Raw genomic sequence first — 25,688 nt, 5'->3', positions numbered from 1 at the left:
AATCGACTGTTTTTAGGGTTTTCTAGATTGCTATCTAAATTCTACTTTTAGTTGATGATTTTCGTCATAATGAGGAGCAGGATGGTATGGAATAGAAGGAATCTCAGAAATATTGTGCAAGCGTTTTTTATATTCCTCTAAGTAACGTTTTCGATCTTCTTCATTATGGGATGGTGTCCAGGCAATGAATGGTTCAACAGGCTCTGAACCAGAAAAATAAAGCATGCCATGATTAATATGATAAAGTATCTTCTCATGCATATCTCCATCCATTCCGTATGGTGTATAAGCATTTTTAGGGGAACCTGTTGTAGTAGACAACATCGCTTTTCTGCCTTTCAGTTTACCTGTATCATATCTTTCATCTCTTGAATAAATAAATCCAGAAGTAAATACTCTATCAAACCACCCTTTTAAAATGCCAGGAACAGAATACCACCATAGTGGAAATTGGAAAATAATAAAGTCTGCCCAAAGAAGCTTTTCTTGTTCTGCTTGAATATCAGCCGAAAAATTATTTGTCTTAGTTGCTTGTTTTTGTTCTACGGCATATTTTAAAAACTCATTATTTTCTCGCTGGATAAAATCATCTCCGTGCCCCTTCTTAGATAAAAGATAAATTTGTAATCTTAAATCTAAAATAAATTGTTTATGGTCCGTAGTACTAGTCCATTTATTATTTCCAAATCTATTCAGAATGATCAATAAATAAGATCAGACTATGTTGATATTTCGTATAAATAATATCATTACACTAATTTTCTTTTGGAAGAACAATTCTTTTGTACAATTGAACTGTAATAAAATAGTAAATCGAGTAAATTACTACAAAAATAATAATTGGTACCCAAATACGATTGTACGGATCAGGCAAAAGAACTCTGAACATGTTCATACCAACTAATACGTGAACAATACCCACAATTGCTGGGACTAAGAATACAAAGAATAACTCCTTATAAATTGATTGTGCTAATAACTCTCGGCGAACACCGATTTTACGAAGCATTTGATAACGTGTACAATCTTTGAATGCACCAGACAAAACTTTAAACATAAGGCAACTTGCCATCATCGCTAAGTAGGCAATTCCGACGAAGAAGCCCATGAACATCAATCCACTAAACATGCCATGAAAAGAATCATACATTTGATATTTACTCTTCAGTTCTTCAGGTTTCATACTTGTATATTTAGCTAACTGCAATTCGTCAAGTTGTTTCCATTCTTTTAAGTATGATTTAAAATCATCTGTTTTCCCAATAAACACAGTACTTTCTCGACCCTTTATACTATGGTACATGTTTTTATCTACAATTTTTACTTTATGATCAGGATATATATACTTTGGCTGGATTGTTTGGAAAGCGTCGCTCCATTGTTTTGGTTTCCCATCATCTTTACCCCATTGACTTGACAATGCAAATGCATCCGTGGGAATTCCCTCTGAAACTTTCATCGCCTTCCCATCTTTTCTATCGTTTACCAAAGGACGATTTTTCTCTAAATCTTCTTTTAGATAATAAATATACTGGTCATCTATTTTGTAACGATATTCATGCTTATCTGTAAATACGATTGCATTCAAAATTTTCTTTTCTTCCGCTGTTGGATTATGAATGACTGAATCGTAAATTTGATTTTGATCAGTAATTACTCCGGTGTTGTTTTTAAATGCCATACCACACGCAATTCCGCCAGCGCCAAGAGCCACTAAGATTGCTACTGTTGCAAGCACATTTGTTAGGCCATTAATGCGGAAATTTAATTGTGCAAAAGTAAAAGCATTGAGGCCTTTTTCGCTACGTTTTTTATTACTCTTTAACTTGTTAATCATAACTGGGAGAAATGATCCAAATAACATGTAAGTACCAACGGTTGCTGTGATTAATCCAACGGCCATTAATCCCAGACCAATTAGCGGGTTTGCATATTTCATATAGATTAGTGATGCATAACCAATACCCAATAAAATCACACCAAGGATTGCAACTACAACTGTCATTTTTCCTTTTATGGCGACACGTTCTGTTTGTGCATCTGCATGTACAAGTTGTAATACGGAAAAACGCGCTAGCTTAATACTACTTATACTTGCTGATAGTACAAATAATGCAAAGAAAAAGATGCAAGTAACCGTCATAGATGGCATGTAAAATGCTTGATAACCACTAACAGGAAGTTCTAATTGTTTCATTAGTAACTGACCGATACCTTCTGCGAGCCCTACACCAACTATAATTCCAATCACAAGAGATGTGGCACCTAATATAATTGTTTCGATAAACATAAGTAAGGTAACTTTATGCTTTTTTGCTCCTAACATCATATACATACCAAATTCTTTTTGGCGAAGAGATGATAAGAAAGAGTTTGCATATAAAATATAAAAAAATGTGATAAACGCTAACAAAAAGGACCCAATTTTAAATACAGACACAATATCCCTAATAGAAGAGTTAGATTCAAGGAACGCCTTATTGAGTGCTAATGTTTGAAACATATAAAAAGTTGAAATAGAGACAATAAGACCAACAAGTAAGACAATGTAATCTTGCAACTTACTTTTTAGGCCTGACATGGAAAGCTTAAATAACATGATTGAACTTCCTTCCTTACGCTTTTTGTGTACCTAAGTTTGCAAGCACGTCTAAAATTTCTTTATAGAACTCTTCACGTGTACCACCGCGATAAATTTCTTTATATAGCTCACCATCTTGAATGAATAAAATACGCTGACAGTAACTTGCACTGTACGGATCATGCGTAACCATCATAATAGATACGCCTTGCTCTTTATTTAAGTTTGTCATCGCATCCAGTAAACTCGTTGCATTTTTAGAATCAAGCGATCCTGTTGGCTCGTCCCCTAAAATAATTGCTGGTTCATGCACTAACGCACGTGCTGCTGCTGAACGTTGCTTCTGTCCACCAGATACTTCAGATGGATACTTTTGAAGGATTGCTGAAATGCCTAACATATCAGCTACTTTTTCTACTTTCGGTCCAATATTTCGTGATGAAACACCTTGAAGTGAAAGTGGAAGAGCGATGTTTTCGTAAATAGATAAGTTCTCTAATAAGTTAAAGTCTTGGAAAATGAATCCTAACTTTTGTGAACGGAAATCAGAAAGCTCACCTTGTTTCATTTTCGTAATATCCGTTCCTGCAATTTCAACAACGCCGTCCGTTGCTTTATCTAACGTTGAAATTACATTTAATAATGTCGTTTTACCAGAACCAGAAGGTCCCATAATTCCGACAAACTCCCCCTCTTGAATTGAGAATGAAACACCTTTTAACGCGTGTGATTGATTCTCACCTTTTTTACCGTACAATTTTTGAATGTTTTTTACATCTACAACTGGTTTTATCATATATATCCTCCTACGTTTGTTTTTTCATTTCTTTAAAATAAGCTGCTATTCTTATTTGCTTTTAATAAAATTTTCATGTTGCATCCACCTTAAAGCTACAATGAAAACTTTCTTCTTTATCTACTTCACTCACCTCATCGCTTTCAATATATACATGATAAACTATGAAAATTAGAAAATACCCCGTAAAAACCTTAAGAATTCTTAAGATTTTATAAAAAAAAAGCTTATGGAACCTGTAATTCCATAAGCCTTTCTATTTGATTGGATGTTCAACAATAAAGGACATCCAGCCGTCTTTATACTCTGCATGTATATTACCATGATGAAGTTCAACAATTCTTTTTGAGATAGCAAGTCCCAGTCCATTTCCTTGATCATCTTTTCTTGCCTTATCTCCCCTGAAAAACCTTTCAAACAATTTATTTGGATCGCTAGCAGGTGGCTTCTCGACTTTATTTGATACTTTTAAAATTGCTTTGTTACCTATTAGTTCAAGACTTATTGATAATTCGGATGGTTTCATGCTGTACTTTATCGCATTCATAAACAGGTTTTCATAAACACGTACCATTTTTTCTACATCCATGAAAATAGGTATTGTTTCTTCCGTTATTGATTTTTGAACGATTAAACCTTCCTTTTCAAATATAGGTATGTATTCTCCAACTATTTGCTCCAACAAACCTGATAAATCAACTTCCTTAAGGTTTAACTTAGCATCGAGGTCTGATAAACGGGTATATTCAAACAGTTCATCAATTAGATATTTCAGTCTCTGTGATTTTAAATAAGTGGTTTCGAGGTATTCCTGTAATTGTGTTTTACTGTCGTATTGCCCTCTTTTTAATAAATCTACATATCCGATAATAGATGTCAACGGTGTGCGTAAGTCATGAGATACGTTGGTAATGAGTTCATTTTTTGTACGTTCTAATCGTCTTTCCTGTTCAAATGTATTCTCCAATTCCTTGGACATATAATTAATATTTTGAGCAAGTTGGGTCAATTCGTCCCTACTTTCTATTCTGATTGTTAAACCAAGTTTTCCATTAGCAATATGGTGAACGCTCTCGGTAATAAGTTTCAAATATAATAATTTTTTCCGCACCATTAACAAAAATACTGCAATAAAGATAAAGATTATGATTGAAAACAAAATTAGCGTATAAATATAACCTGTAACTAGAGTAACTTCGGGCAGATAATTTTTCACGGATAGATGATAAAGCAATTTACTGAAGAGAAATATCGCACCAAGTGAAACAAAAAAACTAATTGCTACCGCAATAAGAAGTTTTGCAACTAACTTATTTCTAAGTTTAAACATCCTCATATTTTATATCCTACTCCCCATACTGTTTTAATGTAGATGGGATGTTTGGAATCTTCTTCTATTTTATCTCTAATTCTTGTAATGTGTACCATTACATTATTATCCGATTTGTAAAAATTCTCCTTCCAAACAGCTTCATATATTTTTTCAATACTTAAGACCATCCCTTTGTTACGAGCAAGAAGTTCAAGTATATCGAATTCTTTAGGAGTAAGCCTGGTTTCCTTTCCCCTTACCCATACTTGACGTGCATCTGTATTCAAGGTCAAATTACCAATTTCAATAATATTTTTATTCTTGTTCGTTGCAGTATTATATTTTGTATATCTTCTTAATTGAGATTTTACTCTAGCAATTAATTCTAATGGGTTAAACGGTTTTGACAAATAATCATCGGCACCAGAAGTAAGCCCCTGAATTTTATCCATATCTTCGGATTTTGCAGAAAGCATGATAATGGGAATAGTTCGTTCTTCCCTAATCTTCATACATGCTTTAATTCCATCCATGTTAGGCATCATAATATCCAAAATAATGAGATCAAACTCTTTTTCTTCCAACTGTTTTAAGGCCTCAATAGCATCTTCAACCTTTTGAGTTTGCAAACCTTCATTTTCCAAATAAATAGAAATAAGATTTCTGATTTCTTTATCATCATCAACAATAAGAATTTTAGCTTCCATATTTTTCTCCCTTATTTTTTGGTGTTGAACAGCTAAAAACAAAAGCAGGTGGTACGTTTCTAAGCTCCCATTTCTCATCTATTGTATCAAAAAACTGATTAAGGAACTTCTTTTTAAATTTTGTATATTGAAAAGTAATAAATACCCCATCTTTCTTTAAAATTTTTGTGGTAGTTAATAAAATTTCATCTGAAACATTTTGGGGCAAACTAGCAAAAGGAAGACCAGAAACAATATAGTCTGCATAAGGAATAGAGAAGTTTTTTAGATACTCGTCGATATTTTCCGCAGACCCCCATACAATGAATAAATTTTTCTCTTTTTTAAATTTTTCTTTCAACATTAAATAAAACTCTCTATTATTTTCCACTAGCATAAGAGTGGTATTCGAATTTCGTTTTTTAAGTAATTTCTCAGTGAATACACCCGTACCTGGCCCATATTCAATAATATATTTAGCGTTCTCAAAATTAATGTTTTCCATCATTTTTTCTGCGAGAAACTTTGAACTTGGAAGTACTGCACCGACGTTTCTTGGATTAGTTATACATTGAGATAAAAAAGACAAATGATTCATATTTAGTCACTCCAATAGATTAACTTTACAACCATAGTTTAAAATCCAAACATGAAGAAACTGGAGTGAAAATCCTTAAGAATCCTTAAGATTTAAAAAAACTGTTAAAATTTCTCGGCTTCAACAGAAAAAACGCGGGAGTTTACACTCCTACGTTTTTTTACTCATATCGTAAACATTCAATTGGATCAAGTTTTGCCGCTTTGTTAGCTGGTAGTAAACCAAATGCAATACCGATTAGCATTGAAATGCCTACTGCAAGAAGTCCAAGTTCTGTTGAGACAACGAGAGGCCATCCGGCAAAGATTGAGACGATCCAAGCGAAGAAAATACCGAGCATGAATCCGATGAAACCACCGAGTCCAGTCAAAATACAAGATTCAATTAAGAATTGTGTTAATACTTTACCGCGTGTTGCACCAAGTGCTTTACGAATACCGATCTCACGTGTACGTTCTGTTACGGATACAAGCATAATATTCATTACACCGATACCACCAACAAGTAAGGAGATAGCAGCAATACCACCGAATACCATTTTCATCATACCGATTGATTCGTCTAATTGCTTCGTAAATTCACCCATATCTTGAGCTTTAAATTTATGCTCAAATTTAGGAGCTTTCATCTCGTTCAAAATAGAAACAGCTTGTTTTTCTACACTTTTACGTTCTGTTGGTGAAGTTAGTGTTAATTTTACAGAGTCATACTCAGTTACTCCTGAAATGACAGGCGCGTTTTCAAGTGATGTATAACCTGCTGACATAGCCATTCCGGAATCATTTTTTGCTTCATAAACACCGACTACTTTATACGGTTTTCCTTTTATGTCTGTATATAGATTTGGTTCCCAACCATTAAATAATTTGTTGAAAGTTTCTTCATTTAATATAACAGCAGAGATTGCTTGTTTTAGTTCACTATCGTTTAATTCCCGACCGTGAACTAATTTTATTTTCGCATCTGTCATAAAGGCGACTGTTCCACCTTTTAGATTAAGAGAGACATCTTTTGAACCAGAAGATGCTTTTACTTTCATACTCACATCTGGATCAACATCTTTAACGCCTGGCACAGTTTGAAGACGTTTGAGCATATCAGCTGTGATTTTGGCACTATCTGTTCCATAATCGGGGTTGTTATAGTAAATCGTTACTTCAGTATCTTTTCCTTGCCCTAATTCTTTTTTAAACTTTGCGTTTGTACCATCACCCATTGAAATGATGGTAATGATGGCGCTAATACTGATAATAATTCCTAGCATCGTTAATATAGAACGCATTTTATGAGCAAAGATAGAGGAAAGGGCCATGCGTATATTTTCACTCGTGTTCAAAATTAACCTCTCCAATCTTGGACGATATTTCCGTCACGAATTACAATTTGACGTGCTGCCGCTTCCCCGATTTCACGATCGTGGGTAATCATAATGATTGTTGAGCCTTGTTTGTTTAGTTCGTAAAAGAGGTCCATAATTTGTGTACTCGTTTTCGTATCAAGTGCACCCGTCGGTTCATCTGCTAAGAGAAATTTCGGGTTATTTACGATTGCACGTGCGACTGCGACACGCTGCTTTTGTCCACCTGACAATTCATTTGGTAAGTGAGTAGCACGATCAGCTAAACCTACTTTTGTTAAAGCTGCTAGTGAACGTTCACGTCGCTCTTTTTTATCAACACCTGCATAAATAAGAGGTAATTCAACATTTTGCATTGCTGTAAGTCTTGGTAGTAACATAAAGTTTTGGAATATGAATCCGATCTCTTTATTACGAACGTGTGCAAGTTCTGTCTCAGACATGTTTGAAATATTTTGACCAGCTAGTTCATACGCACCTGTCGTTGGTTTATCTAAGCAACCGATAATGTTCATTAATGTTGATTTACCAGAACCAGATGGTCCCATAATAGAAGTGAATTCTCCTTGGTTCAGTGTTACGTCAATTCCGTGTAATATTTGAACGGATTCTGCACCATTTTGGAAGGATTTCGTGATGCCTTTTAAGTTAATCATTCAACCACAACCTCCATACCATCTTTTAAGTCTTTTTCAGGTTTAGAGATAATTTGTTCTCCTTTTTTCACTCCAGAAACTTTTGCTTCGCTATCTGTCTCGAATTCAACAGTAATCGCTTGTTCTTTCGCTTTACCGTCTTTTATAACGAAGACAACATTTTTGTCACCTTTTTTCACGATGCTGCTTTTCGGAACAATCGTACCAGTTGCTTCGCCAGATTTACTCGTTACGTATACATGGAAGCCGTTTTGTAATTCTTCACTATTATCTAATGTGACAGTGAATTGGTAATTAGAAACTGTTTTGTTTTCGTCCATACTCTTTAATGGTGTAGAACCGATTTCTGTTACTTTTCCTGTCCAAGTCTTACCAGCGACAGTTTTTGATGAAACAGTTACTTCTTGCCCAACTTTCATACTAGCAAGCTCATATTCAGAGAGTTGACCTTTTACTTTAAATGGACCAGCGTGACGAAGTGTAATGCCGCTCATACCTGTTTTTTCATCGGCAGTTTTTACGATATCATCAATTACACCATCAGTAGGGCTCGTTACAGAAAGGGTGTTTACTTTCTCTTTTGCTGCTTTAATCATTTCATCAGATTTTTCAACTTCAAACTTCTTCATTTCAAGTTGTGATTCTAATTGTTGTACTTCGATTTCCGATGCTTTTAATGCTTCCTGAGGAAGGCCTGCATTTTTATCTTTTTGTAATTTTTGTTTCGCTGCATCAATTTGTTTTTGATATAGTGTTACTTCTTTTTGTGCGATTTTCTTTTGCATTTCTGCTTCCGTTACACCTTGTTTAGCAGTAGGGTCATTATATTTAAACAGAAGCTGCCCTTTTTTCACTTCATCACCTTTTTTAACAGCTAATTCATACGTGCCTTTTGTTGGATCGAATGAAATTGTTTCAATACCATTTGGAATAACTTCGCCGCCAAATTTTTGTGCATTTTCAATTTGTTTTTCCGTAACTTTATAACCGCTATATGCCATTGCTACTTCTGAACCACCGCCAGCAAATGCAAAATATGATCCAGCTGCAATTCCGATTGCTACTACACTAGTAATTAACACTTTATTTTTCTTCTTCATCTATTTATCACCTTTTCAATGAGATTGTCACTATGTATCCACCTGAAAGCTACAAAGAAAATTTTCTTTTTTAATTTCTTCACTCTCCTCATCGCTTTCAATACATACATGATAAACTATGAAAATTAGGAAACACCCCGTAAAATTCTTAAGAATTCTTAAGTTTTATAAAAAAAGCTTATGGAACCTATAATTCCATAAGCCATTCTATTTAATTGGATGTTCAACAATAAAGGACATCCAGTCGTCTTTATATTCTGCATGTATATTACCATGATGAAGTTCAACGATTCTTTTTGAGATAGCAAGCCCCAGACCATTTCCCTGGTCATCTTTTCTTGCCTTGTCCCCCCTGAAAAACCTTTCAAACAATTTATTTGGATCGCTAACAGGCGGTTTCTCGACTTTATTTGACACTTTCAAAATTGCTTTGTTATCCATTAATTCAAGACATACGGATAATTCGGATGGTTTTATGCTGTACTTTATCGCATTCATAAAGAGATTTTCATATACACGTACCATTTTTTCTACATCTATGAAGATAGGTATTGTTTCTTGTGTGATTGATTTTTGAACGATTAAGCTTTCCTTTTCAAATATAGGAATGTATTCTCCAACTATTTGCTCCAACAAACTTGATAAATCAACTTCATTAAGATTTAACTTAGCATCTATGCCTGATAAACGAGTATATTCAAACAACTCATCAATTAAATATTTCAGTCTCTGTGACTTTGAATACGTGGTTTCAAGGTATTCCTGTAATTGTGTTTTACTGTTGTATTGCCCTCTTTTTAATAAATCTATATAGCCAATAATAGATGTTAACGGTGTGCGTAAATCATGAGATACATTGGTTATAAGTTCATTTTTTGTACGTTCTAATCGTCTTTCCTGTTCAAATGTATTTTCCAATTTCTTGGACATATAGTTGATATTTTGAGCAAGTTGGGTTAATTCGTCCTTCCCGTTAATCCCAATAGTCAAACCCAGTTTTCCATTGGCAATATCATTCACATTATCAGAAATGAGCTTCAAATATACTATTTTCTTTCGAACCAATATCAAAAAAATTACTATAAAGTTAAAGATTGCGAACGTGAATAAGAACAACATTGCGAATCTGAATTCAAACATGCCAAAATCTTCGTGTTTTATAAATAATGGATCTATGACGTATACCAAAATGAGGATTGTTAAACCAAATGAAACAAAAAAACTAACTGCAACAGCACCAAGAAGTTTTATAATGATCCTATTTCTAAAACTAACATTCTTCATATTTTATACCCAATTCCCCAAACAGTTTTAATATAAATGGGATGTTTAGAATCCTCTTCAATTTTGTCTCTTATTTTTGTAATATGCACCATGACGGTATTATCTGATTTATAAAAAACCTCTTTCCAAACTGCTTCATATATTTTTGCAACACTCAGGACAATCCCTTTGTTACGGGCAAGTAATTCGAGAATATCAAACTCTTTTGGAGTTAGCCTTGTTTCCTTTCCCCTTACCCATACTTGACGTGTATCTGTATTCACGGTTAAATCACCAATTTCTAGGATGCTTTTATTATGATTTATTGATGTATTGTATTTTTTAAACCTTCTTAATTGGGATTTTACCCTAGCGATTAATTCCAATGGATTAAATGGTTTTGTTAAATAATCGTCTGCACCAGAGGCTAGACCCTGAATTTTGTCTATATCCTCAGATTTTGCAGATAGCATAATGATAGGCATATTGCGGTCTTCCCTAATCTTCATACACGCTTCAATACCATCCATATTAGGCATCATAATATCTAAAATAATCAGATCAAACTCCTTTTCTTCTAACAGTTGTAAAGCTTCAATAGCATCTTCAGCCTTTTGAGTTTTCAGACCTTCATTTTCCAAATAAACAGAGATAAGATTTCTAATCTCTTTATCATCATCAACAATAAGAATTTTTGACTCCATATTATTCCTCCACATTTTTTCTCATATTGAACAATTAAAGACATTTACAATAAAGAGACATGTCTATCGTCTCTTTATTGTAAACTTGCAAACGGAAGACAAGAAATAACATAATGGATATAAGTGATATCGTTCCCTTAATATATTGTTCAATATTTACTGCTTATCCATATACAATTAATAAGTTCCCTTCTTCTTTAAATTTTGCTTTTAGTAAAAAAATAAAATCCCTTATTATTTTCCACTATTGAACTACCCCCACTTTCACTTCGTTTAGAAGAGGGGGATTCCTAAGTAAAGAGTTCTATCGAACTCTAATTTATTAGGCTATCTCCACAGTCCTTGCGGTTAGAAGCCTTATCGCTTCAATCTTTAGATTGATACTTGCGTTAATATCCCTATTATGGTGTGTACGACAAGAAGGGCAGTCCCATTCACGTAGGTTTAGAATTTTAACGCCTTTGTTTTGATATCCACAACAAGAACATAATTGGCTTGAAGCAAATGTTTTCGATACAACAATGACTTGTTTGCCGTACCATTTTGCTTTGTATTCCAACATAGTTCGAAACTGAGACCATGATACCTCACTAATTGCTTTTGCTAACTTATGATTCTTTAATATATTCGATACTTGCAAATCCTCTATACCGATAACATCGTGGTTTTTGATGATTTCAGTCGAGATTTTGCCCAAGTAATCTTTTCTAGCATTCTTCATGTATTCATGAATTCTAGCTACTTTTACTCGTTGTTTATTCCAGCGAGAAGATCCTTTCATTCTTCTAGAAAGAACACGCTGTGCTTTTGCCAACTTCTCTTCTAATGACCGAAAAAACTTCGGATTTTTATAGGTTGTTCCATCTGACAAAATGGCGAAATCTTTTAGTCCCACATCCATTCCAATGTAAGAGTTTGTTTTCGGAAGTTCTTGCACTTCTGTTTCAACTAATAATGACACACAGTATCTGCCAGAAGGGTTCCGTCTAACTGTAGCATTTAAAATACGTCCTGTTACTTCACGACTTTTGGCAAATCGAACAAGACCTAATTTTGGCAATTTTATTTTGCTTCCTACAACGGCAATGTTTTCATTTGTTTGTTTTGTGGTATAAGATTGTACGTTGTTCTTCTTAGATTTGAAACGCGGGGCATTGTTTTGTTTTTTAAAAAGGCGTGTATAAGCATCCGCAAGGTTGCGAACAGACGACTGAATCGCGATACTATCCACTTCTTTTAGCCAAACAAACTCTTTCTTCATGGCAGGGAGTTTGGAAGAGCATTTACCATATGTCAAACCTTTCCCTGTTTCTTTGTATGCATTATCCCATAGAGATAGGAAATGATTGAATACAAAACGAGAACAGCCAATCGTTTTATTGATTAGGGTTGCTTGTGCTTTATTTGGATAGATACGAAATTTATATGCTTTATTAATCATCATTCATTTCACCTCCATTTCGGTATGTTTCTATTGTACAACAAACATACATTCGATAGGTAGTGAAGTAACAGTTTATGTATATCGAACAATTAAGATGGCTTCCTGCCATCCTTTGTCCGAAGCCAATTCATCTCCCACCTACTCACTAAGCGTTCCTTGAGGAAGGAGCCTTCTTGGCTAAAATGATAAAATAATTGTCTTGAGATTTCTTCTTTTAATTAATTTTTCTGTGAATACACCTGTACTTGGTCCATATTCGACAATGTAATTTACTTTCTTAAGATCAATTCCTTCAATCATTTTGTCTTCAAGAAACTTTGAACTGGAAAGGGCTGCACCAACTGATTTTGGGTTCATTATATACTCAAATAAGAAAGAGAATTGTTTTCATACTTAATCACCCCACTGGTTTGAATTCATAATCATACTATAGAATCAAAACCTGAAGAAAAAAGGGCAAAAGTTCTTAAGAATTCTTAAGCTTTCTAAAGCAGTTTGTTATAACAAATATATGGCCATTCTTGAAATGGTCACTAGTAGTATATCATTGTAATGGTAGTTATTAATGCAGCTAAATTAAATAAATAGAGGATGTAAACATAATTTACACCCCCTTTCTGTTTATTTGCATCTTTAATGCACGGTATTCCTTTAAGATGCTGACTATTTCTTTTTGCACCTTTTTATCATCGATTGCTGGTAATAAAGTTAATTGTCTTTCCATGCAGAAATTCCCCTATTTCGAATTTGTAATTTAAATTTTATATATGGTACGTGAAATTTTACCATCTCATTGTTGAATAAGGGACACATTCATGGCGAGTAGCCCCTACCATCCACTCTGCATGGTTCCGTTATCCATTAAGCCTTTAATAATTTACGTTTTTTATTATTCATTTTCTCTTTCGCTGCTTCAATGTTATTTACTTCCCTTTTATGGTCCTGATCTATCCGAATCATCCCATCTAACACCCCTGGAATTAATCCTGTCTCATCGATGTATTGTAAGTAATCAACTGGTGCTCGTTCTGTTTATTCTACTAAGTATCCATAAATATCAAAGTCTGCTCTCGGTATCGACTTCTTACCATTCGGTTGATGAGACATCCCCACATAAGATTGAATAACTGATGCTGGCACAAGGAATACTATCTGATCCTTACTGAACTCTATAAGGAAAAAACAAATAGATGAAATAATAAGTATATCTAATTAAAATTTCATCTGTACTTTTCTATTCAAATAACGATTTCGTTATAATTTATGAACATATTTTAGGCCTAAAAATCCTACCAAATATTTTTAGGATAAATTTACCGGGTGAATTAGCAGAAATTTCGTGTTATTCTGAACGTGTTGGATAACCCAATACATTCAACAATGCTCTTGATTGCATACTTAGTATGCAATCACCTATACAGATACCTTAGCTAATACGTCTCCCTAATCGTTGTTATTACTAAGGTATCTTTTTATAAGCCCTGTGTACAGGGCTTTTTTATTTCAGTGATGATGCTCTTTTTCCCATCTAGGGGTACTGCCACATCGCTATCAAGCTAATATTCTTAATTACCCCCAGAATGAAAATTTTATATCTATACAAATTGTATTACTATGCACCTTAAAGACAAGTTTTATTATCATTATGACAAGTTAACTTGTCATAATGATAATAAAACTGTACAATAAAAATATAATTAATAAGGGGTGGTTACTAATGATGCAAAAAGAAGAGATATTAAGAAAATACAAAAAAATGGGGAGAGATGAACGTAAAGAACTTATAGAATTAGATTCATCTAGTTACGGTTTAATAGCTGTGCTTGTTTTAGTCCTATTTTTTAGTTCTTGGAAATTGATGCATGGTATTAAAAGTTACGAATTAATTTCAATTTTTTCTGGTTATATAGCTAGTACAAGCTTTTATAAGTTTAAAAAATTGAAAGCACAAAAATTTCTTATTGCAAGCATTTTAGCAATAATGAGTACAATTGCAAGTGCCATAGCTTTCTTTCTGGAGGGATGATAATTGAAAGATGAATTAGTACTGCAAAATCGTTTGAAAGTAGCAAGAGCTGAGAAAAAAATATCACAGGGAGAATTAGCTGAAATGGTAGGAGTATCTAGGCAAACAATTAGTTCTATTGAAACAGGACAATTTTGTCCAACTGCAAAGTTAGCATTAGTACTTTGTATAGCACTAGATAAAAAATTCGAAGAATTATTTTATTTTTGATTAATTGGTGTACTGGGAGTCAAAACAAATCCCTATCAATCTAATTTTTTATTATCCATAAAGCAAAAAATACGCCATCCTTTCCTATGAGCCTACCGAAAGAATAGCGTATTTTTCATTTTAAGAAAATTTAATTTTGTTAGCTTAATAGCGATATATGTGCTCTTTAAATAAGTTATTAGAATCTTGATGCTTTAAATAAAAATTTATATAAAATATAGAAAAATAAAGCTATCAAGGCACCTTGCCATAAACTTAAGTTATAAGAAAGATAAGAGTGTTTTTTAAAATACATATGTAATAATACTGACATTCCAAATGGAATAGAAATTGATAATACAAATATAATTCGGCTCTTCCAATTCATTGTGAATTTAAACGAGAATCCTTTCATTACATATAAAATAATATAAAGACCTCCAATAAGAATTATGAAAGATAGTGTGGTTTCCAGAATATCAAATGACACACCTTCAGTTGGATAGTTTTGTTGAAAAAACGAAGTTATTACAGCAGATATCGTATCTATTCCAAATTGAATAGCAAGTAGTAAACTAATAATAAAACCAATTGTTGAAAATTTTTCAAACATTGTTTGTTGAGGTAGGGCGGCAATTAATTCGTCACAATACGTTGGAAGATCCTCCCCAAATACATCATAAGCATTTTTCCCTTCTTTTTGAGATTCAAGAAGGTGGTCTAAAATCTCCAATAATAGTTCTTCTGATTGCCTTTCAGGAACATTTGAACAGCGAATATACACTAACATATTTCCATAAGCTAGTTCATTTTCTTCTGTTAGTAGCTTTCTTTTTTCATTATTCATTTTAGCCATTTCATCTGGTTTCATTTTGTTTTTCCCCTCCTAGTAACCGATTTACAGTTGTTGATACCATATCCCAACTTTCCTTAAATACCTCTAATTGTTCTAATCCCTTCTTTGTTAAATGATAATACTTACGTTTAGGTCCTAGATTAGAGGTTTTCAAAGTTCCTTCGATTAACTTTTCTTTTTGCATACGCAATAAAAGTGGATAAATACTGCCCTCACTTACAAACGTAAAGCCATATTGATTCAATTTGGTACTTAGTTCATAACCGTATACTTCTTCTTGTGAGATGATATATAAAATACAGCCTTCTAATACACCTTTTAGCATTTGGCTATGCATTGATTCATCTCCTTTCAGTAGATTGTTATGCAAGTTAGTGTGTAGTTAGAGTGTAACATCAGGTAACTTGCTTTGCAAGTCACCTGTTATTCCTTTAATAAAGAATAAAAAAATCCCTAACAATTCTTTTGGATATTGTTAGGGGTTTTTTCTATTTATGTTTTGTATTACTCCACGTTGTCAGCAAATTAAAAATTGCATGGTTTTCTAAAATGAAAAAATACGCTATTCTTTCTGTAGAACCATAGGAAAGGATGGCGTTTTTTATGTCTGTTTCTGTGTCTGACGATTTACAACTATTTGCTCAAGAGATTCAACGTTTTTTATCTCCAAATACCTTACGGGATCTTGCTAGAGATGTTGGTTTTGTACAACGAACCAGTATGTACCAAGCAAAAAATTTAGTAGCTTTATGTGTATGGGTGAGCCAAAATGTAGCTAGGACTTCTTTAACTCAGTTATCTAGCTGTTTAGAAGCATCAACAGCAGTACTTATCAGTCCTGAAGGACTGATTCAACGATTTAATAAGGCGGCCGTCCAACTTTTACAACACATACTAGCTGAACTACTAAACCAAAAACTGATCTCATCTATGCCGATTTCTTCTCCATATACTTCTGTTTTCAAGCGTATTCGTATTTTAGATTCAGCTGCATTTCAACTCCCGGATGTATTTTCATCGGTTTATCCAGGTGCAGGAGGATGCAGCCATACAGCTGGGATAACAATTCAACTTGAGTATGATTTGTTAAGTGGACAGTTCCTACATATTCATACAGGTCCAGGTAAACAACATGATTGCACTTACGGCTCTCTGTGTGCCCCAACTGTGACAGCGAATGATTTATGTATCCGAGATTTAGGTTATTTTCATTTAAAAGACCTTCAATATATACAAGATAAAGAGGCCTACTATATCTCTCGTATTAAGTCAAATACACGTATTTATCAAAAAAATCCTAACCCTGATTATTTTCAAGATGGAAGAATTAAGAAAGGTACAGAGTATATACAGATAGATATGGAGACGTTAATGAACTCCCTTCAACCAGGACAAATATGTGAAATAGCTGATGCTTATGTAGGAATGATTGATAAAGTGCCAGCTCGTGTAATTGTTCATCGATTAACAAAACAACAGCAACAAAAACGATTACAAGATCAAGCTGTAAGAGAAAAAAAGAAAGGAATGAAGTATTCTCCTCGTAGTAAACGACTCAGTGGTATCAATGTATATATGACAAACACCCCTACAGATATTGTCCCGATGGGACAGGTACATGACTGGTATTCTTTGCGTTGGCAAATCGAAATTTTATTTAAAACGTGGAAGTCATTCTTTCAAATTCATCATTGTAAAAGAATAAAACCAGAACGATTGGAGTGCCATTTATATGGTCAATTGATTGCCATTCTACTCTGTTCTTCTATCATGTTCCAAATGCGCCAATTGCTCCTCATAAAGAAAAAACGAGAGCTTAGTGAGTATAAAGCCATATATATGATTAAAGACTATTTTCTTCTTCTATTCCAAACTATACAAAAAAACAGCCAAGAGCTATCAAGGTTGTTACTTCACCTGTTCAATCTCCTACAGCACAACGGGCGAAAATCTCATCGATATGAGAAAAAAACGGTCTTTGATATATTAGGTGCCGTTTACAATTGTACCCTGTCTGATAATCAAGCCGCTTAATTCAAAAAAGTGAAACCCGCTAGGGTTTATTTCGTATTCAAATCTTTCAATCAACTACACTTGCCCTTTAGGAAAAAGAAACAATCTCGTCTAAAATTGACTTTGCATAATCTTAGCTTGATAGCGATACCTTATAATCCCTTAACTAGCATAACAGAAATTAATAGGGGAATTAAATTTGTTTGATACCCTTCTTCCTTACAAAGTGGTTGTATTAATTTATAATTCAAACTTATATCATTTTTTTCATAATCACATAACAGGTCGCGTTTATTTTTTATTTCACGTGAAAAATAGTACATTTTTTGCTTCCCAATTTCTTCAAAATATGATGATTCTATCAATCCATCCTCAACATAAAATTGTAATACTTCCGCGCTTTCTATTAAATCATGAATATTTGCCGATTTTACGGCCATGCCTAAAGATTTATACAAAATAGTATTACTATAAAATAATAGATTTACTCCTATTTCTCCAGCTGTACTTAATCCCATATCCACCTTTTCATTTTGTATAATCATTTTATTTCTCCTTCGCTCTACCTTATTCAATTCAACTTATATTTCTGTTGATTTTGTAAATATTCATTTTTCATGACATAGATTAATACCACAAATCGAATGACAGCTATCATACTTATCAATAGAAATAGTGATTGATAACCAAAGTTTTCAACAATCAATGTAGAAATCAGCATAATTAATAAAGTACCTATTTGACTTAGAGATAGTAAACCTCCTAAAGTTTTTGCTTGATCTCCATCCGGAATCCTAATAAACGCTTCTTTTTCAGAAAGAGTTGATAATAGAGGACTAGTTAAAGTAACAAAGGAAAAACTACATAAATATACTACAGAATTAGATGTGAATGTCATAATTAAAATACCTAAACTCATTAACGTCCCTGAGATAAATAAACCTTTAAATATATTCTTCGTAAACAATTTAGATCCTACTAAAAAATAGTTTGAAAGTATTGAACCTATACCTCCTATAAGCCAGAATAGTGTTATATCTCTTGAATCAAAATGAAACTCCTTAGTTAATGCATATATAGAGGTACTCATAATGATAGGCATAATCATTCCTTCCAGGAAAAAAATTATTGAAAAAGGTCTTACATTTGAATTAAAAGCCAAAGCCTTTAATCCTTCAAATGGACGTTTCTTTCTATTCTTCTCATCTTTTTTAGGTAAAGCATCTTTTATAGGAATATTTATAAGACAAACGAAACATATAAAAAATGATAACGCATCTATTAAAATTGCATTTGTGTTCAATGTTGTAAATATTAATGGTCCCAGAGTAAAACCTAATGTCTTCGCTGTTACAATCCAGCCAGATCTTTGTCCCATTAACTTTAATAAGTTATCTTTCTTATATAGAGAGTTATACCAAGTTTTTTGACTTAGGCTTGTAAGTGCTCCAAGATATTGAGATATGATAGTTACTGGTATTAAAAGAACAAAGTATTCTTTTGTTAAACCCAAATACAATAATAGAACAACTATTATATTTAACATAAGAGCAGTCAATGTTACTTTTTTAGGGGAATATCTATCAATAAGTTGACTTCCAAATGCACCTACAAGAATACCAGCTATTGTTCCAGTAAAATAAAGTGCACCCGTAAAAAAATAAGAACCAGTAGATAAAAATGCAAACATCGGTAATCCAGACCATGTAATAGCTGTTCCTAAAGTATTTAATGTATCTGCACATATTAACCTATTCTTATATTGAACCATGTTTTTTCTCCTTTAATTAAAATGATACGAGGAGAGCCTCGTATCATTTGCATTTAGACAACAAAAATGTTAATTTAATGTTGTAGAATCTTATTGATTTATTTTAAGGGGCTCTTTATAGCAAGTTTCCATACTTTTCGCTTTTAACGGCTCTTTATAACATGTTTCCATACTTTTTGCTCTTAAGGGCTCTTTATAACATGTTTCCATATTTTTCGCTTTTAACGGCTCTTTATAGCAAGTTTCCATACTTTTTGCTCTTAAGGGCTCTTTATAACATGTTTCCATACTTTTTGCTCTTAAGGGCTCTTTATAACATGTTTCCATACTCTTCGCTTTTAACGGCTCTTTATAACATGTTTCCATACTTTTCGCTTTTAACGGCTCTTTATAACATGTTTCCATACTCTTCGCTTTTAACGGCTCTTTATAACATGTTTCCATACTTTTCGCTTTTAACGGCTCTTTATAACATGTCTCCATACTCTTCGCTTTTAACGGCTCTTTATAACATGTTTCCATACTTTTCGCTTTTAACGGCTCTTTATAACAAGTTTCCATACTTTTCGCTTTTAACGGCTCTTTATAACAAGTTTCCATACTTTTCGCTTTTAACGGCTCTTTATAGCATGTCTCCATACCTATATTTTGAAAAGTATCTTTCTTAATTCCAATATCATAACTTTGATTAAATTCCATATTCCAGATTTCTTCTGAATTATCATAGATACCCTCTAATACTTCATATTCCTCTTGCATTTTTCCAAAACCAGCATTGTGGTCCATGATTTCTCCAAAATACCCCATACAATCATGGTAATACTTTTTAGGATGTAACATATGTAAATGCCACATTTGATCTATATCATGTGTTGGACAAATCATTTCCTCAGGATATTTTTTACAAATAAACCAAAATTGTTTATACCTTACATATACATCTATTAACATTTCTAAAGGCATTTCTCCTAAGATACCCTCTGCTCTTTGAGCGGCTTCTACCAAGTCCATACTAAATTCAGGCATAGTTACAAATTCATTTCTCATCACACATTACCTCTTCTCTCAAAATTTAATATTCGAACAAAACCTAAAATTAGCTTTGTTATATTCAACTACAATTTAATACATGGGTTAAAAATTAAAATACAGGCCATACTGGATCAATTAAAGCCACAATGTTTAATATATATAACAAAATAATCACCCCATTAAGAATTTTCTGATTACAATAACATAATATTTCTATTCAAACACTTTGTCAACACTTTTTAACATTTTTATATTAATGTTCAAAAAGTTAAAAAATGTTCAAAAAATCCTAAAAACATTTATAATATATATATGATTGAATTAATAATGGAAGGTGGAGTGAAATGACCGGAGAGAGAATAAAAGAATTACGAAAAAAGGCAGGTTTAACTCAGAAAGAGCTAGCCTCAGGGATTATTACAAGAAGTTATTTAAGTCAGATAGAACAAGGAACCGTAGAACCAACATACAATGTCTTAGAGCAACTTTCTAAGAGGTTAGGTCATAGTGTTGAAGAAATCCTTTCAAATAATATTGATAAGGATATTGGTATTCTAGAAATAAAACGAAATTTAAAACTTTGCGAAACGTATATAGTTACCAATAAAGCAGCAAAGACAGAAGAAATTATAAATAAGATAGAAAATACACTAGGAAAATTAGAGGGTAGTCCTAATACTCAAATTTCTTACTATGAGTATGGATTATTGAACTGGGTAAAGGGGAAATATCACGAGACACTGGGGGATTTTTCAATAGCTGAATTACTCTATAGAGTAAGTGTTGAAAAATTTCAAAAGACTGCTTCTTCAAAAGAACTAATGAGAAGTTTAGACTCATTAGGAAGTTGCTATACAAAATTAGAAAAATATGAACTAGCGACCCAAACGCTCAAGGAAGCCTATAGGATTTCTGTTTATGAACAGATTCAAGATATAACAAAGGTCTCTTTACTTTTAAACTTAGGAATTGTACATGGAAGAATTAAGGAGATTTATTCTGCCATTCATTTTTTGACCGAAGCTGTAGAATTAAATCAAATGTTAGGCACATATTTTAAACAAGGTGATATATACATGGCTCTTGGAATTTGTTATATGGAGATTAACAATCTAACAGAAGCCGAATTTTGTTATTTTAAATCTCTTCACTTCTTACAAATAACGGATAATAAAAAAAATGAAGCCGGTTTATATACTAATTTAGGAATTTTATATGTAAAAGAAAATGATTTGGATAAAGGCATTGAATATTTCATAAAATCATTGGCACTATACCATCAAATACAAGCTTCAACTTCAGTAATTAATAATACAAAGATTGAGCTTGCTAAAACTTACCTAGCAAAAAAGGATTTTATAAAGGTTGAAGAATATTGCCTAGAGATTATTAAAACAGAGAAAAATCACTACTTCCTTGCCAAATCCCATGAATTGTTTGGTGATTTGTGGTTGTTACGACTAGATACTCAGAAAGCAATTAACGAATATAATAAAGCCTTAGCCACTTATCAAAAAACGAATAACAAACTTTCAAATCAAATATTAAAAAAACTCGGAAATACCTATAGTTCCATAAATGATTATATCAAAGCTATTTCCTTTTACGAAAAAATTAATATTTAATACAGCAATCAATTTAATAACTATAAAAACAAAAGGGAAACGTTTAAGCGTTCCCCCTTTTTTCTTTGTATAAAATATTTAATACCTATAGTTTTTTTTCATTACACCCCATCATTTTCAAATTATGAGATTAATATTACAAACTTAACGTAAGCCCTTCAAATAAAAAAACCTCGTTTACTTATGATACGGTTCACCACTATTAATGCTGGACTATATCCTCTACAACCTGCCCTAAACATGAAACAGGCACGCGCATTCATCTTTCGATAATCGCACCCTATAATGGAATAAGGAATGATTATTTGTTCCCTTCCCATAGCTTTCTATATAATGAAGCCCTTAACACATTTGCAATTTCGCAAATTTGATTTACAGTCATACCTCCTTCTTTATATAGCTTTACTGCATAATTCATCCCTGGATGATTTTTATGATATTTCTTTAATCGGCCTTTAAATTTTCCTTCTTTCTTGGCCAGATCAATCCCTTCACGTTGATGCATACGGATAAGATCTTGCTCTAATTGGTTAACACCAGCCATTACTTTAATTAAGAATCGGCTGTATGGATTATCTTCTGATAGGGATATTACTTGGATTCACTGAAGAAGAAATTAAACTAAAACGCTATTTTATAAATAATTAAAAATATAAACCTTTCCCCACTGGCTGAACAGTTTCTAGCACAGCGTCAACCATTTCTTCATTAATTAGAGTTCTTATAATCCAAGCTGAGAGATCTTGAGCAGCAAAACAACCTGCAGCAGTCGAGATATTTCCTTCGTTTATGAAACTTTGTTCAATGACGTCTACTTCAAATTTTTTAAGCTGTTCTACTACGGATGGATATGTAGTGGCTTTTTTACCAGTTAACAATTTTTTAGCTCCTAGTAGTAGAGAACCAGAGCACAAAGAGCCTATTAATTGTCTTTGAGGATCTACATGAATGCTATTAAGATATTCTTGATTTATATATAAATCTTGTACACCCTTACCACTTGCAAATATTACAGCGTCAGCAGAAGGAATATCGGATATGCTTCCTGTCATGGGGATACGTAAGCCAGACATAGATATATGAGTTTTTTCCGTTCCTAATAGTTGGACATTCCAATCAGAAATACCGCCAACTAAACGTACACGATTTAATAAATCCCATGGTAAAAAAACATCAATATCAGTAAAGTTATCGAAACAGACTATTGCAATTTTCATTCTCCACCCCTCTGTTATTTAAATATTACAAACATTTTAATTATAACAATTTCAAGTGGAGGTAGCGAGGTTTGAATTTTTTAATACCTGGGTATTGCCCCATCGCTATCAAACTAAAGTAAACAAATACCCCAAAACGAGAAAATTGACATCTTCAAATTGAAAATGTGTAAAATTCTTGTTTTGGGGTTTTATAAATTTCTTAGGTTGATGGGCATACCGTATGACCCCATAATAGGCGAATACAGTTACGTTCAAATTCCGCAAAAGAAGCAAATAAATGAAACACAAGTTGACCAGTAGCACTTGAACGATCCATTGTAATATTTTCATAAACACTATAAAAACTAATCCCTAGTTCATTCAATTCATTAACAATCTGAACATAGATAAGTTTACACGGTTTTTAAACAAAAGACGAAATTCTATAATTTTTGTTCAATATTAACGTGTCCAGAAACATACAATTTTCTGGACATGATAAAGCAATTTAGTTTCCATGCAAAATACTGGCTAACTCTTTATACATATAGAAATACTTTAATAATTTTTAAAAAGTATACTAAAGGTATTCCAGGTCTACTTTTCACAGCAATTGAAAGTAATTTCTTATTTTGGGGAAATGGATGGTAACTCTTGTATACTTTCCTTCTTGTGATTGAATAGAAATATCATGTCCCAATTTCAAAACCATTTGTTTTGCAAGATACAGTCCCATCCCAGTAGATTTTGTATGGGTTCTTCCAGTAAAACCTGTGAATCCTCTTTCGAATACACGGTGTATATCTTCTTGCTTTATCCCAATGCCTGTATCTTGAATGATCAATCGTTTTTCTTCATTATCCTCCTCAAAACGGAAAAAAACTTCTCCACCTTCATTTACATACTTTAAAGCATTTGCTGTAATTTGGTCTATGATAAATGCAAGCCATTTACTATCGCTTTGTACGGATTTCTGAGCTTCCTCCATATGAAAGTGAATTCGTTTCGAGATAAAGATTTTGGCATATTTCTTTACACTTTGTTTAATGATTTGATCCAGCTGCACATCTGTAATGAAATAGTCTTTAGAAAATGAGTCAATCCGTGAATAGTAAAGAGCCTGTTCCACGTAATTATCTATTTTATTCAGCTCGTCTTCAAACTTATCTATAAGAAAATCTACTGTTTTTCCCGTACTGTTTTCAATAAGTAAACTACTTGCGGCAATTGGAAGCTTTACCTCGTGAACCCAGGACATAATAAAATCTTGGTGATCCAATTTCTCGTGAATCAACTTTTGAAGTTGCTTAGAATGCTTGTCCCGTACTATTTTTATCATTTTGACATATAAAGCTTGTTCATAATTTTGTGGTTCAAGCATTTCTACAGGAAAGTCTTCCTTCTGATTCTCAATTAAATCATTTAGTTCTAGGTAAAAAGACCTCCGGTAATAATATCCAATAGTAATATACAGACTTACGGAGAGGAAACAAATAACGTGAGTATAGAGCAGATTTTGAATAACGAGATTCCGACTATCGTTTACAACCATAATTAATGAAACAAACAACATTAATATGAAGTACAGTATGAAAAAGAATCGTTTATCTTTTATATATTGAAAAAAACTCATAAAATAATATACCCGTATCCTTTCTTAGTGGTAATGAAACCTTCTTTACCGAGGTCAGTAATTTTTTTGCGTATCCGTGCAATGTTAACCGTTAAGGTGTTTTCGTCCACGAATCTTTCATCAGCCCAAAGACTGCGCATTATCTTTGTTCGGCTTACAACTGTCCCTTTATTTTGCATGAGAAGTTTTAAAATAATAAATTCATTTTTAGTTAGCGTAATCTCTTCATTCACATAAGACACATTGTAGGTTTTAAGGTTGAGCACAATTCCATCATGCTCAATAACTTTTAACTCTATGTCTTCTATATACGTATACGTCCTACGCAGGAGTGCATTAACCTTTGCCATTAAAACATCTGTGTGGAACGGTTTATTAATAAAATCATCCCCACCCATATTCATCGCCATTACCATATCCATTGGTGTATTACGAGACGAAAGAAAAATAATCGGCGCTTTTGAAGTTTCTCTAATTTTATTACACCAGTAAAATCCATCAAATGATGGTAAATTAATGTCCATTAGTACAAGGTGAGGACTATTTTTAAAAAATACTGATAATACTTGGTCAAAATCTTCTACCTTTACTGTAGTAAATCCCCATTTTTCTATTGTCTCTCCCAACATATCTCGAATCGTTTTTTCGTCTTCTACAATCATAATTTTCATGGTTATTCCCCCAAAATCTTATATTAAAGATAATTTGTGTTATATGTTACGTGCTCATACTTCTGCATTAAATTACGATAGCATAATCGTCTATATCACATTATAGTGGAAAAGATAAAGAAAAAAGGGATATTTATTGTAAGGTGACAAAACTGTAAGGTTAACCTACACAACTG

At 32.9% G+C, this 25,688-nt stretch carries 24 protein-coding genes and 4 pseudogenes; 4 read left to right on the top strand and 24 right to left on the bottom strand.

Annotation, left to right across the window (positions count from 1 at the left end):
- Positions 1-30: 30 nt before the first annotated feature.
- The 14 genes and pseudogenes from ACP6L7_RS33625 to ACP6L7_RS33560 all read right to left on the bottom strand — a co-directional run.
- On the bottom strand, positions 31-705 hold the full coding sequence (locus ACP6L7_RS33625) for an NAD(P)H-dependent oxidoreductase (RefSeq protein ID WP_430529727.1): 675 nt from the start codon (positions 703-705) through the stop codon (positions 31-33).
- Positions 706-754: 49 nt separating this feature from the next.
- Complete coding sequence (locus ACP6L7_RS33620) at positions 755-2,599, bottom strand: FtsX-like permease family protein (RefSeq protein ID WP_097833430.1); 1,845 nt, start codon at positions 2,597-2,599, stop codon at positions 755-757.
- A gap of 16 nt (positions 2,600-2,615) precedes the next feature.
- On the bottom strand, positions 2,616-3,377 hold the full coding sequence (locus ACP6L7_RS33615) for an ABC transporter ATP-binding protein (protein ID WP_097833431.1): 762 nt from the start codon (positions 3,375-3,377) through the stop codon (positions 2,616-2,618).
- A gap of 256 nt (positions 3,378-3,633) precedes the next feature.
- Positions 3,634-4,713 carry a HAMP domain-containing sensor histidine kinase gene (locus ACP6L7_RS33610; protein ID WP_097833432.1) on the bottom strand — a complete coding sequence of 360 codons (1,080 nt, stop codon included), beginning with the start codon at positions 4,711-4,713 and terminating at the stop codon, positions 3,634-3,636.
- Positions 4,710-5,396: a response regulator transcription factor gene (locus ACP6L7_RS33605; protein WP_097833433.1), complete on the bottom strand. Its 687-nt coding sequence runs from the start codon at positions 5,394-5,396 to the stop codon at positions 4,710-4,712. The genes ACP6L7_RS33610 and ACP6L7_RS33605 overlap by 4 nt, the downstream gene beginning before the upstream one ends.
- Complete coding sequence (locus tag ACP6L7_RS33600; protein ID WP_097833434.1) at positions 5,386-5,973, bottom strand: class I SAM-dependent methyltransferase; 588 nt, start codon at positions 5,971-5,973, stop codon at positions 5,386-5,388. The genes ACP6L7_RS33605 and ACP6L7_RS33600 overlap by 11 nt, the downstream gene beginning before the upstream one ends.
- A gap of 160 nt (positions 5,974-6,133) precedes the next feature.
- Entirely contained in the window at positions 6,134-7,285 is a 1,152-nt protein-coding gene (locus tag ACP6L7_RS33595) for an ABC transporter permease (RefSeq protein ID WP_430529747.1), read from the bottom strand.
- Positions 7,286-7,311: 26 nt separating this feature from the next.
- The gene (locus ACP6L7_RS33590; protein ID WP_000609096.1) at positions 7,312-7,986 is read right to left on the bottom strand and encodes an ABC transporter ATP-binding protein; all 675 of its coding nucleotides are present in this window, start codon (positions 7,984-7,986) and stop codon (positions 7,312-7,314) included.
- Positions 7,983-9,086, bottom strand: coding sequence for an efflux RND transporter periplasmic adaptor subunit (locus ACP6L7_RS33585; RefSeq protein ID WP_097833436.1), 1,104 nt, complete (start codon positions 9,084-9,086; stop codon positions 7,983-7,985). Before ACP6L7_RS33585 ends, ACP6L7_RS33590 begins: the two co-directional genes overlap by 4 nt.
- A 207-nt stretch (positions 9,087-9,293) precedes the next feature.
- A complete protein-coding gene (locus ACP6L7_RS33580) occupies positions 9,294-10,370 on the bottom strand; it encodes a sensor histidine kinase (protein WP_098519870.1) in 1,077 nt (358 codons plus the stop codon).
- Positions 10,367-11,053, bottom strand: coding sequence for a response regulator transcription factor (locus ACP6L7_RS33575; protein ID WP_002147746.1), 687 nt, complete (start codon positions 11,051-11,053; stop codon positions 10,367-10,369). Before ACP6L7_RS33575 ends, ACP6L7_RS33580 begins: the two co-directional genes overlap by 4 nt.
- A 322-nt stretch (positions 11,054-11,375) precedes the next feature.
- Positions 11,376-12,497: an IS200/IS605 family element RNA-guided endonuclease TnpB gene (gene tnpB / locus ACP6L7_RS33570; protein ID WP_430529726.1), complete on the bottom strand. Its 1,122-nt coding sequence runs from the start codon at positions 12,495-12,497 to the stop codon at positions 11,376-11,378.
- 613 nt (positions 12,498-13,110) lie between these two features.
- A pseudogene (locus ACP6L7_RS33565) lies at positions 13,111-13,221 on the bottom strand (ArpU family transcriptional regulator); the annotation flags it as partial.
- Between the two features lie 137 nt (positions 13,222-13,358).
- Positions 13,359-13,694, bottom strand: a pseudogene (locus ACP6L7_RS33560) (Holliday junction resolvase RecU); the annotation flags it as partial.
- Between the two features lie 523 nt (positions 13,695-14,217).
- Here ACP6L7_RS33560 and ACP6L7_RS33555 point away from each other — a divergent pair.
- Positions 14,218-14,523 carry a DUF6442 family protein gene (locus ACP6L7_RS33555; protein WP_033714617.1) on the top strand — a complete coding sequence of 102 codons (306 nt, stop codon included), beginning with the start codon at positions 14,218-14,220 and terminating at the stop codon, positions 14,521-14,523.
- A 3-nt stretch (positions 14,524-14,526) separates the two neighbouring features.
- Positions 14,527-14,733 carry a helix-turn-helix transcriptional regulator gene (locus ACP6L7_RS33550; protein ID WP_000651002.1) on the top strand — a complete coding sequence of 69 codons (207 nt, stop codon included), beginning with the start codon at positions 14,527-14,529 and terminating at the stop codon, positions 14,731-14,733.
- A 178-nt stretch (positions 14,734-14,911) separates the two neighbouring features.
- On the opposite strand, the gene ACP6L7_RS33545 is transcribed toward ACP6L7_RS33550, so the two are convergent.
- Entirely contained in the window at positions 14,912-15,583 is a 672-nt protein-coding gene (locus ACP6L7_RS33545) for a hypothetical protein (RefSeq protein ID WP_097833142.1), read from the bottom strand.
- On the bottom strand, positions 15,570-15,905 hold the full coding sequence (locus tag ACP6L7_RS33540) for a PadR family transcriptional regulator (protein ID WP_002191906.1): 336 nt from the start codon (positions 15,903-15,905) through the stop codon (positions 15,570-15,572). The genes ACP6L7_RS33545 and ACP6L7_RS33540 overlap by 14 nt, the downstream gene beginning before the upstream one ends.
- 266 nt (positions 15,906-16,171) lie before the next feature.
- Between ACP6L7_RS33540 and ACP6L7_RS33535 the strand changes: the two genes are divergently transcribed.
- Positions 16,172-17,602 (top strand): IS4 family transposase, encoded by a 1,431-nt coding sequence (locus ACP6L7_RS33535; protein ID WP_430529725.1) that lies wholly within the window; start codon positions 16,172-16,174, stop codon positions 17,600-17,602.
- 131 nt (positions 17,603-17,733) lie between these two features.
- Here the strand turns inward: ACP6L7_RS33535 and ACP6L7_RS33530 are convergent, their stop codons facing one another.
- The 3 genes from ACP6L7_RS33530 to ACP6L7_RS33520 form a co-directional block, all read right to left on the bottom strand.
- Positions 17,734-18,126 (bottom strand): hypothetical protein, encoded by a 393-nt coding sequence (locus ACP6L7_RS33530; protein ID WP_002150736.1) that lies wholly within the window; start codon positions 18,124-18,126, stop codon positions 17,734-17,736.
- A gap of 26 nt (positions 18,127-18,152) precedes the next feature.
- Positions 18,153-19,352 carry an MFS transporter gene (locus ACP6L7_RS33525; RefSeq protein ID WP_097833484.1) on the bottom strand — a complete coding sequence of 400 codons (1,200 nt, stop codon included), beginning with the start codon at positions 19,350-19,352 and terminating at the stop codon, positions 18,153-18,155.
- Between the two features lie 90 nt (positions 19,353-19,442).
- Positions 19,443-20,399 (bottom strand): glycine-rich domain-containing protein, encoded by a 957-nt coding sequence (locus ACP6L7_RS33520; protein ID WP_430529746.1) that lies wholly within the window; start codon positions 20,397-20,399, stop codon positions 19,443-19,445.
- Between the two features lie 329 nt (positions 20,400-20,728).
- Here ACP6L7_RS33520 and ACP6L7_RS33515 point away from each other — a divergent pair, with 329 nt between their 5' ends.
- Positions 20,729-22,009: a helix-turn-helix domain-containing protein gene (locus ACP6L7_RS33515; RefSeq protein ID WP_097832679.1), complete on the top strand. Its 1,281-nt coding sequence runs from the start codon at positions 20,729-20,731 to the stop codon at positions 22,007-22,009.
- A gap of 301 nt (positions 22,010-22,310) precedes the next feature.
- On the opposite strand, the pseudogene ACP6L7_RS33510 reads toward ACP6L7_RS33515, so the two are convergent.
- The 5 genes and pseudogenes from ACP6L7_RS33510 to ACP6L7_RS33490 all read right to left on the bottom strand — a co-directional run.
- A pseudogene (locus ACP6L7_RS33510) lies at positions 22,311-22,601 on the bottom strand (helix-turn-helix domain-containing protein); the annotation flags it as partial.
- A gap of 52 nt (positions 22,602-22,653) precedes the next feature.
- On the bottom strand, positions 22,654-23,226 hold the full coding sequence (locus ACP6L7_RS33505; RefSeq protein ID WP_097832680.1) for a DJ-1/PfpI family protein: 573 nt from the start codon (positions 23,224-23,226) through the stop codon (positions 22,654-22,656).
- Between the two features lie 241 nt (positions 23,227-23,467).
- Positions 23,468-23,611: pseudogene (locus tag ACP6L7_RS33500) on the bottom strand (recombinase family protein); the annotation flags it as partial.
- 201 nt (positions 23,612-23,812) lie between these two features.
- Positions 23,813-24,841 carry a sensor histidine kinase gene (locus tag ACP6L7_RS33495; RefSeq protein ID WP_097832681.1) on the bottom strand — a complete coding sequence of 343 codons (1,029 nt, stop codon included), beginning with the start codon at positions 24,839-24,841 and terminating at the stop codon, positions 23,813-23,815.
- Complete coding sequence (locus ACP6L7_RS33490) at positions 24,838-25,512, bottom strand: response regulator transcription factor (protein ID WP_002150747.1); 675 nt, start codon at positions 25,510-25,512, stop codon at positions 24,838-24,840. The genes ACP6L7_RS33495 and ACP6L7_RS33490 overlap by 4 nt, the downstream gene beginning before the upstream one ends.
- Between the last annotated feature and the right edge of the window lie 176 nt (positions 25,513-25,688).

Origin of the sequence: Bacillus silvicola, assembly GCF_050524305.1 — a bacterium.
In the GTDB taxonomy this organism is placed as follows: domain Bacteria; phylum Bacillota; class Bacilli; order Bacillales; family Bacillaceae_G; genus Bacillus_A; species Bacillus_A cereus_AT.
This window is presented reverse-complemented; position numbering and strand designations above follow the sequence as displayed.

Excerpts from the sequence above, each read along its gene's own strand:
- ACP6L7_RS33620 (WP_097833430.1), bottom strand. The coding sequence starts at position 2,599 with ATGTTATTTAAGCTTTCCATGTCAGGCCTAAAAAGTAAGTTGCAAGAT.
- ACP6L7_RS33615 (WP_097833431.1), bottom strand. The coding sequence starts at position 3,377 with ATGATAAAACCAGTTGTAGATGTAAAAAACATTCAAAAATTGTACGGT.
- ACP6L7_RS33610 (WP_097833432.1), bottom strand. The coding sequence starts at position 4,713 with ATGAGGATGTTTAAACTTAGAAATAAGTTAGTTGCAAAACTTCTTATT.
- ACP6L7_RS33605 (WP_097833433.1), bottom strand. The coding sequence starts at position 5,396 with ATGGAAGCTAAAATTCTTATTGTTGATGATGATAAAGAAATCAGAAAT.
- ACP6L7_RS33600 (WP_097833434.1), bottom strand. The coding sequence starts at position 5,973 with ATGAATCATTTGTCTTTTTTATCTCAATGTATAACTAATCCAAGAAAC.
- ACP6L7_RS33595 (WP_430529747.1), bottom strand. The coding sequence starts at position 7,285 with ATGGCCCTTTCCTCTATCTTTGCTCATAAAATGCGTTCTATATTAACG.
- ACP6L7_RS33590 (WP_000609096.1), bottom strand. The coding sequence starts at position 7,986 with ATGATTAACTTAAAAGGCATCACGAAATCCTTCCAAAATGGTGCAGAA.
- ACP6L7_RS33585 (WP_097833436.1), bottom strand. The coding sequence starts at position 9,086 with ATGAAGAAGAAAAATAAAGTGTTAATTACTAGTGTAGTAGCAATCGGA.
- ACP6L7_RS33580 (WP_098519870.1), bottom strand. The coding sequence starts at position 10,370 with ATGAAGAATGTTAGTTTTAGAAATAGGATCATTATAAAACTTCTTGGT.
- ACP6L7_RS33575 (WP_002147746.1), bottom strand. The coding sequence starts at position 11,053 with ATGGAGTCAAAAATTCTTATTGTTGATGATGATAAAGAGATTAGAAAT.
- tnpB (WP_430529726.1), bottom strand. The coding sequence starts at position 12,497 with ATGATGATTAATAAAGCATATAAATTTCGTATCTATCCAAATAAAGCA.
- ACP6L7_RS33555 (WP_033714617.1), top strand. The coding sequence starts at position 14,218 with ATGCAAAAAGAAGAGATATTAAGAAAATACAAAAAAATGGGGAGAGAT.
- ACP6L7_RS33545 (WP_097833142.1), bottom strand. The coding sequence starts at position 15,583 with ATGAAACCAGATGAAATGGCTAAAATGAATAATGAAAAAAGAAAGCTA.
- ACP6L7_RS33540 (WP_002191906.1), bottom strand. The coding sequence starts at position 15,905 with ATGCATAGCCAAATGCTAAAAGGTGTATTAGAAGGCTGTATTTTATAT.
- ACP6L7_RS33535 (WP_430529725.1), top strand. The coding sequence starts at position 16,172 with ATGTCTGTTTCTGTGTCTGACGATTTACAACTATTTGCTCAAGAGATT.
- ACP6L7_RS33530 (WP_002150736.1), bottom strand. The coding sequence starts at position 18,126 with ATGATTATACAAAATGAAAAGGTGGATATGGGATTAAGTACAGCTGGA.
- ACP6L7_RS33525 (WP_097833484.1), bottom strand. The coding sequence starts at position 19,352 with ATGGTTCAATATAAGAATAGGTTAATATGTGCAGATACATTAAATACT.
- ACP6L7_RS33520 (WP_430529746.1), bottom strand. The coding sequence starts at position 20,399 with ATGAGAAATGAATTTGTAACTATGCCTGAATTTAGTATGGACTTGGTA.
- ACP6L7_RS33515 (WP_097832679.1), top strand. The coding sequence starts at position 20,729 with ATGACCGGAGAGAGAATAAAAGAATTACGAAAAAAGGCAGGTTTAACT.
- ACP6L7_RS33505 (WP_097832680.1), bottom strand. The coding sequence starts at position 23,226 with ATGAAAATTGCAATAGTCTGTTTCGATAACTTTACTGATATTGATGTT.
- ACP6L7_RS33495 (WP_097832681.1), bottom strand. The coding sequence starts at position 24,841 with ATGAGTTTTTTTCAATATATAAAAGATAAACGATTCTTTTTCATACTG.
- ACP6L7_RS33490 (WP_002150747.1), bottom strand. The coding sequence starts at position 25,512 with ATGAAAATTATGATTGTAGAAGACGAAAAAACGATTCGAGATATGTTG.